General features: G+C 64.7%; 5 protein-coding genes. 3 read left to right on the forward strand and 2 right to left on the reverse strand.

Annotated elements, in window-relative coordinates; all coding sequences use genetic code 11:
• Nucleotides 1–41: 41 nt before the first annotated feature.
• Complete coding sequence (locus AB6M95_RS19205) at nucleotides 42–2,708, forward strand: valine--tRNA ligase (protein ID WP_371388357.1); 2,667 nt, start codon at nucleotides 42–44, stop codon at nucleotides 2,706–2,708.
• 145 nt (nucleotides 2,709–2,853) lie between these two features.
• Nucleotides 2,854–4,371: a uroporphyrinogen-III C-methyltransferase gene (cobA, locus tag AB6M95_RS19210; RefSeq protein ID WP_371388358.1), complete on the forward strand. Its 1,518-nt coding sequence runs from the start codon at nucleotides 2,854–2,856 to the stop codon at nucleotides 4,369–4,371.
• A 74-nt stretch (nucleotides 4,372–4,445) separates the two neighbouring features.
• Here the strand turns inward: cobA and AB6M95_RS19215 are convergent, their stop codons facing one another.
• Complete coding sequence (locus tag AB6M95_RS19215) at nucleotides 4,446–4,775, reverse strand: YegP family protein (protein WP_371388359.1); 330 nt, start codon at nucleotides 4,773–4,775, stop codon at nucleotides 4,446–4,448.
• A gap of 148 nt (nucleotides 4,776–4,923) precedes the next feature.
• Complete coding sequence (locus AB6M95_RS19220) at nucleotides 4,924–5,664, reverse strand: substrate-binding periplasmic protein (protein WP_371388360.1); 741 nt, start codon at nucleotides 5,662–5,664, stop codon at nucleotides 4,924–4,926.
• 170 nt (nucleotides 5,665–5,834) lie between these two features.
• Here AB6M95_RS19220 and purN point away from each other — a divergent pair, with 170 nt between their 5' ends.
• Entirely contained in the window at nucleotides 5,835–6,539 is a 705-nt protein-coding gene (gene purN / locus AB6M95_RS19225) for a phosphoribosylglycinamide formyltransferase (RefSeq protein ID WP_371388361.1), read from the forward strand.
• Nucleotides 6,540–6,769 lie beyond the last annotated feature (230 nt).

Genomic DNA, 6,769 nt, shown 5'->3' on the forward strand with positions numbered 1-6,769 from the left:
GGTTTCCCTTCCCCCTTCCCCCGGCCGCCGGAGGCACCGACATGGCCCGGAAAGAGTTAGCCAAAGCCTACGAACCGTGGGATGTGGAAGAGAAGTGGGAGACCCACTGGGAACAGAACCAGACCTTCACCCCGAACCCCGACGGTCCGGGCGAGGCGTATTCCATCGTCATCCCCCCGCCCAACGTCACCGGCGTCCTGCACATGGGCCACGCCCTGAACCTGACGCTCCAGGACATCCTCTGCCGCTTCAGCCGCCAGCAGGGCAAGAACGTCCTGTGGGTGCCGGGCACGGACCATGCGGGCATCGCCACGCAGAACGTGGTCGAAAGGCAACTGAAGGAAGAGGGACTGACCCGCGACGACCTGGGCCGCGAGAAGTTCATCGAGCGCGTCTGGGAGTGGAAGAAGGAGAAGGGCGACCACATCCTCAGCCAGATCCGCCGCATGGGCGCCTCGGTCGACTGGACCCGCGAGTGCTTCACCTTCGACGACCAGCGGGCCAAGGCCGTGCGCGAGGTCTTCGTCTCCCTGTTCGAGCAGGGGCTGATCTACAAGGGCGACTACATCATCAACTGGTGCAACCGCTGCCACACCGCTTTGGCCGACGACGAGGTCGAACACGAGGCCAAGCCCGGCAAGCTGCACCACGTCAAATATCCCCTGGCCGACGGCTCCGGCCACCTGATCGTGGCCACCACCCGGCCCGAGACCATGCTGGCCGACTCGGCCATTGCCGTGAACCCCGAGGACGAGCGGTTCAACAAGTACATCGGCAAGACCGCCATCCTGCCCCTGGTGGGCCGCGAGCTGCCGATCATCGGCGACTCCTACGTGGACGTGGAGTTCGGCACCGGCTGCCTCAAGGTCACCCCGGCCCACGACATGAACGACTGGGAGATCGGCCGCAGGCACAATCTCGAGGTCATCTCCATCCTGGACGAGAAGGGCTTCGTCAACGAGAACGCACCCGAGAAGTACCGGGGGTTGTCCGTGACCGAGGCGCGCAAGCTCGTGCTCGAAGACCTCGATGCTGAAGGGCTGCTCGGCGAGATCGTGGACCACGACCACTCGGTCGGCGTCTGCTACCGCTGCAAGTCCACCATCGAGCCCCACGTCTCCACCCAGTGGTTCGTGTCCATGAAGCCGCTGGCCGAAAAGGCCCGCGCCGCCGTGCCGGACAAGACCCAAATTTTCCCGGAGCACTGGACCAAGACGTACTACCAGTGGCTGGACGAGATCCGCGACTGGTGCATCTCCCGCCAGATCTGGTGGGGCCACCGCATCCCGGCCTGGACCTGCGAGGCGTGCGGAGAGCTCATCGTGTCCAAGGACGACCCCACGGTCTGCACCAAGTGCGGCTCCTCCAAGCTGGTCCAGGACGAGGACGTGCTGGACACCTGGTTCTCCTCGGCCCTGTGGCCGTTCTCGACCATGGGCTGGCCGGACGACACCAGGGAGCTGGCCAAGTACTACCCGACCTCCTGTCTGGTCACCGGCTTCGACATCCTGTTCTTCTGGGTGGCGCGCATGATGATGATGGGCCTCCAGTTCATGGAGGAGATCCCGTTCAAGCACGTCTACATCCACGCCCTGGTGCGCGACGAGCAGGGCAAGAAGATGTCCAAGTCCACGGGCAACGTCATCGACCCCCTGGACATGATCGGGAAGTACGGCGCCGACGCCCTGCGCTTCACCCTGACCAGCTTCGCGGCCATGGGCCGGGACATCAAGCTCTCGGAGCAGCGCATCGAGGGCTACAAGCATTTCATGAACAAGGTCTGGAACGCCACGCGGTTCGCCATGATGAACCTGCCCGACGAGATTCCGGACGCGGACGTGCACGCGGCCTCCGACCTGGCCAACCGCTGGATTCTCCACCGGCTGGAGGAGGTCAAGGCGTCCATCGCCTCGGCCACCGACGAGTACCGCTTCAACGAGATCGCCCAGACGCTCTACAAGTTCATCTGGTCCGAGTTCTGCGACTGGTACCTGGAGATGATCAAGCCCGCGCTGTATGGCGAGGACGAGCAGGCCAAGGCCGCCACCCAGCGCGTGCTGTGGACCGTGCTGTCCGAGACCATGATCCTGCTCCATCCGGTGACCCCGTTCATCACCCAGGAGATCTGGAACGTCCTGCCCAGGCCCGCCGGCGACGAGCGCAGCGAGGACATCGCCACCCTGCCGTACCCCGAGAAGCGGCCCGACTGCCTGGACGACAAGGCCGTGGCCGAGATGGAGTTGTTCATGGGCGTGGTCTCCGGCACCCGGAACATCCGCACCGAACTGCTCATCGAACCGGCCAAGAAGCTCGACCTGCTGATCCGGACCGTGAGCGACGCGGACAAGGCGGTGTTGGAGGCCAACCTCGGCCTGATCCAGTCCCTGGCCCGCATCGAGAACGTGACCATCGGTCCCGACGTCAAGGGCCCCAAGGCCTCGGGCGCTGCCGTGGTCCAGGGCAACGAGCTGTCCGTGCCGCTGGAAGGCGTGGTCGACTTCGACGCCGAACTGGCCCGCCTGGACAAGAACCTGGGCAAGCTTGAAAAGACCATGAAGGGCGTGGCCGGCAAGCTCAAGAACCCCGGCTTCGTGAACAACGCCCCCGCCGAGGTGGTCGAGGGCGAGAAGAGGAAGCTCGCCGAAATGGAAGAGGAAAAGACCAAGCTGACCCAGCTCAAGGCGCGCCTTGAGTCGGTCATGGGCTAGCGTCCCGGGCAACGAACAGGCCCAAAACGGCGCAACCGAGGTGTGGATTCCGCACAACCTGTCAGCGCCGTTTTATACAAAAAGTTTTGGAGGATTCTTAAGGAACCTTTTTCAAAAGGTTCCTTAAGCCGCCGGAGGCAAACTTATGGCAAACGTGTTTCTCGTCGGAGCCGGACCCGGTGATCCGGGCATGCTCACCCTGCGGGCCAAGGAGATCATCGAGTCGTGCGACGTGATGATCTACGACTATCTGGCCAACGCCGAATTCCTGAAGTGGTGCAAGCCGGACTGTGAAATCCTGTATGTGGGCAAGAAGGGCGGCGACCACACCCTGCCCCAGGATCAGATCAACGGCCTGATCGTGGACAAGGCCAGGTCCGGCAAGGTCATCTGCCGTCTCAAGGGCGGCGATCCTTACGTGTTCGGGCGCGGCGGCGAAGAGGGCGAGGAGCTCGTGGAAGCGGGCATCGACTTCGAGGTGGTGCCCGGCATCACCGCGGGCGTGGCGGCCGCCGCCTACGCGGGCATCCCGGTGACCCACCGCGACCACACCACCAGCGTCTGCTTCATCACCGGGCATGAGGACCCGACCAAGTCCGAGTCCGGCCACAACTGGGCCGTGTACGGGCAGTCCACCTCCACCCTGGTCTTCTACATGGGCGTGGGCAACCTGCCCATGATCGCCAAGAATCTCATGGACAACGGCCGCGCCCCCGACACCCCGGTGGCGTTGGTCCGCTGGGGCACGCGCTGCAATCAGACCTCGTTCGTGTCCGACCTGGAGCACGTGGCCGAGGCGGCCCAGGCCCGCAACTGGCAGGCCCCGTCCATCATCATCGTGGGCGGCGTGTGTTCCCTGCACGACAAGCTGGGCTGGTTCGAGAAGAAGCCCATGCTCGGCCAGGGCGTGATCGTCACCCGTGCGCGCGAGCAGGCCTCGGGCCTGGTGGGCGTGCTGCGCGAGCAGGGCGCGTGCGTGCGCGAGTTCCCGACCATCTCGGTGGAGCCGCTGGACGACTACGCCGAGGTCGAGACCGCCATCCTGCAACTGGCCCGCTACCAGTGGGTGGTGTTCACCTCGGTCAACGGCGTCAAATACTTCTGGCAGCAGCTTCGGGCCATCGGCCTGGACGCGCGCATCTTCGGCGGCATGCAGATCGCGGCCATCGGCCCGGCCACGGCGGACGAGCTGCGGGCGCGCGGCATCGAGCCGGACTTCATCCCCGAGAAATACGTGGCCGAACACGTGGTCGACGGGCTGCTCAAGCTCGGCATAGCCGGTTCGGATGTGCTCATCCCCCGCGCCAAGGTGGCGAGGGAGGTCCTGCCCCGCGAGCTCAAGGCGGCGGGCTGCAAGGTCACGGTCCTGCCGGTCTACGAGACCCGGCTCGGCCAGGCCTCGGGCGACGAGATCATGGAGGCGCTGGGCGCGGGCGACATCCGCTACGTGACCTTCACCTCGTCGAGCACGGTGGAGAACTTCTTCGAGCTGGTCCCGGCGGACGCCTTCAAGAACTATCCGGACGTGAAGATCGCCTCCATCGGCCCGGTCACCTCGGACACGGTCCGGAAATACGGCCTGACCCCGGCGCTGGAGCCCGAGGACTACACCATCCCCGGCCTGGTGGACGCGCTGATCAAGGACGCGACGGCCGCGAAATAACCCCGCATCAAGGCAACGAAAAGGCCCGGCGCGCAGTTCCGCACGCCGGGCCTTTTTCGTTGCCGGATCCGGGACTAGACGTCCACGATAGTCGTGGTCGAGCCGTTGGTCTTGACCGACGCGATGCCGTTCTCCATGGCGGACTTGGACGAGTACATCTCGCTCACGCCGATGATCTGGTGGTTGGCGGCCTTGAGCACGAAATAGGGCTGGCCGTTCTTGGCCTCCCTGCGCTCAAAGCGTTCGTCCAGCGGGCTGTTGGCCTGCACGCTGGCGATGCCGTTGTCGCAGCCGCTCTTAACCGCGTAGCGTTCGCTGGTCAGGATGATCTCGCCGTTGCCTGCCTTGAGGTTGAACATCCACTGTCCGTCCGTTGTCTGCTTGCGTTCGAATTTGCCTGCCATGGGGTCCTCCTTGGCTATTGGGGTGCGTCCGCGCCGGGCCGCCGAACGTTGAGGGGTAATGCCTTACTATAGCACATTCGGGCTGGCCATGCCACCGCGCAACGGCAAATAGCGCATGGAGCGCCGGAGTATCCCGGCGGGTGGTGGGTTAGCGGTAACCCTTGATAATGCGGGCGGCCGTGCCGTCGGCCTTGAGACCGTCCAGGGCGGACTGGAGCCGGAGCACGAGGGCCGGGTCGATATCCCGGCTGGCGGCGTAATAGAGGTTGGAGCTCATCAGCCGGTAGACGGGTTCGAAGTCGTCCGGGTTCAGGCCCATCTGGCGGATGGAGTAGAAGGTGGCCGGTTCGTTGGCCACCATGATGTCGATGTGCCCCTGGAGGAGCTTGCGGATGTTCAGGGTGCGGTCGTGGACCGATTCCAGCCGGTGCGGGGGGACGCCCAGGCGGATGAGCTTCTGTTCCGAGGCGCTGGACCGGATGGTCCCGTACCGGTATTCCCAGGCCCCCTTGACCGGGTCCTTGATGACGATGCCCCTGGATTTCAGGGCGAAGAGGCTGGTGTGCAGGGGCATGATCGGGCCGATCCAGCGAAACAGCTTCTCGCGCCCGGCGGTCCGGGCCATGGAGTAGAGGATGACGTCGGTCTTTTCCAGTATCTCCCGGTACCCGCGGGCCCATGGCCAGACCTGGATGTCCTTGCGGGTCATCTCGAGCCCGGCCCGGTCGGCCATGAGCAGGAACAGGTCCGTGGCCAGGCCGGAGGGTCCGCCCGTTCCGGCAAGGTTCAGGGGCGGGTTGTTTTCGGTGATGACGCGCACATCCGCGGCTTTGGCCGGACCGGGGCCGAGCAACAGGAAGAGGATGAGCAGCGTGCACAGGCGATGCATGGGGTTTGCCCCTTGGGTAATAGGCTTGATTTGACATAATATACGAGGGCCTGGCTGAAAAGGCAATGCGGCCCCGGAACGGAAATCCGCCCTTGAAAAAGGGCGCGCTTTGGGCCAAGTTCGGGGACGGGGCCGACCCCCTCCGTTTTCAACCATTCAAGGGAGCATCCATGGCAATGCCCATCGCCGTCCTCGTGTCCGGGGGCGGGTCCAACCTGCAATCCCTCATCGACCGCATCGAAGCGGGCATGCTCGACGCCGAGATCAAGGTGGTCGTGTCCAACAGGGAGGACGCCTACGGCCTGGCCCGTGCGCGCGACCACCACATCCCCACCCGCCTGCTGCTGCACACGGAGTTTCCGTCCCGCGAGGCCTTTGACGAGGAGATGGTCCGGGCCATCCGCGAATCGGGTGTGAACGAGGGCGGCGCGGTGGTCATGGCCGGGTTCATGCGCATCGTCACCCCGGTCTTCCTCGAACCGTTCCGGGGCCGCGTGGTCAACATCCACCCGGCCCTGCTGCCGAGCTTCCCCGGCGTGCACGGCCAGGCCGACGCCGCGGACTACGGGGTCAAGATTTCCGGCTGCACCGTGCATTTCGTGGACGAACAGATGGACCACGGCCCGGTCATCATCCAGGCCGCCGTGCCGTGCCAGCCGGGCGAAGGCGGTGACGCCCTGGGCGAGCGCATCCTTAAAATGGAACACCGCATCCTCCCCCAGGCCCTGCAATGGCTGGCCGAAGGACGACTGGAGCAGCGCGGCCGGTTCGTGCACCTCAAACCGGCCAGCCGAAACCTGGCCATCCAACCCTCGGCCGGAGTGGATACCGACACCCAGGCCCTGGTCTGGCCGCCGCTGGAAGACGGATTTTAGGAGAAGAATGCCTCCGGCGGCCAGAGGGGAAACTTTTGAAAAAGTTTCCCCTCTGGACTCCCCTTCAAAACTTTTTGTGTGCCTTCGGCAAGGGCGTGCGGGAACGATGGGGAGCGGTTTGAACGATATTTTGAAACAACCTGATAAGACGTAACCCATCCCCGTGACCCTCCCGCCGAAGGCGGCGATAAAAAGTTTGGGAAAAGGAGGGGATGGGGGTCCGGGGGAAG

The organism is Pseudodesulfovibrio karagichevae (genome assembly GCF_041414475.1).
Taxonomy (GTDB): domain Bacteria; phylum Desulfobacterota; class Desulfovibrionia; order Desulfovibrionales; family Desulfovibrionaceae; genus Pseudodesulfovibrio; species Pseudodesulfovibrio karagichevae.

Excerpts from the sequence above, each read along its gene's own strand:
- purN (WP_371388361.1), top strand. The coding sequence starts at position 5,835 with ATGGCAATGCCCATCGCCGTCCTCGTGTCCGGGGGCGGGTCCAACCTG.
- cobA (WP_371388358.1), top strand. The coding sequence starts at position 2,854 with ATGGCAAACGTGTTTCTCGTCGGAGCCGGACCCGGTGATCCGGGCATG.
- AB6M95_RS19215 (WP_371388359.1), bottom strand. The coding sequence starts at position 4,775 with ATGGCAGGCAAATTCGAACGCAAGCAGACAACGGACGGACAGTGGATG.
- AB6M95_RS19205 (WP_371388357.1), top strand. The coding sequence starts at position 42 with ATGGCCCGGAAAGAGTTAGCCAAAGCCTACGAACCGTGGGATGTGGAA.
- AB6M95_RS19220 (WP_371388360.1), bottom strand. The coding sequence starts at position 5,664 with ATGCATCGCCTGTGCACGCTGCTCATCCTCTTCCTGTTGCTCGGCCCC.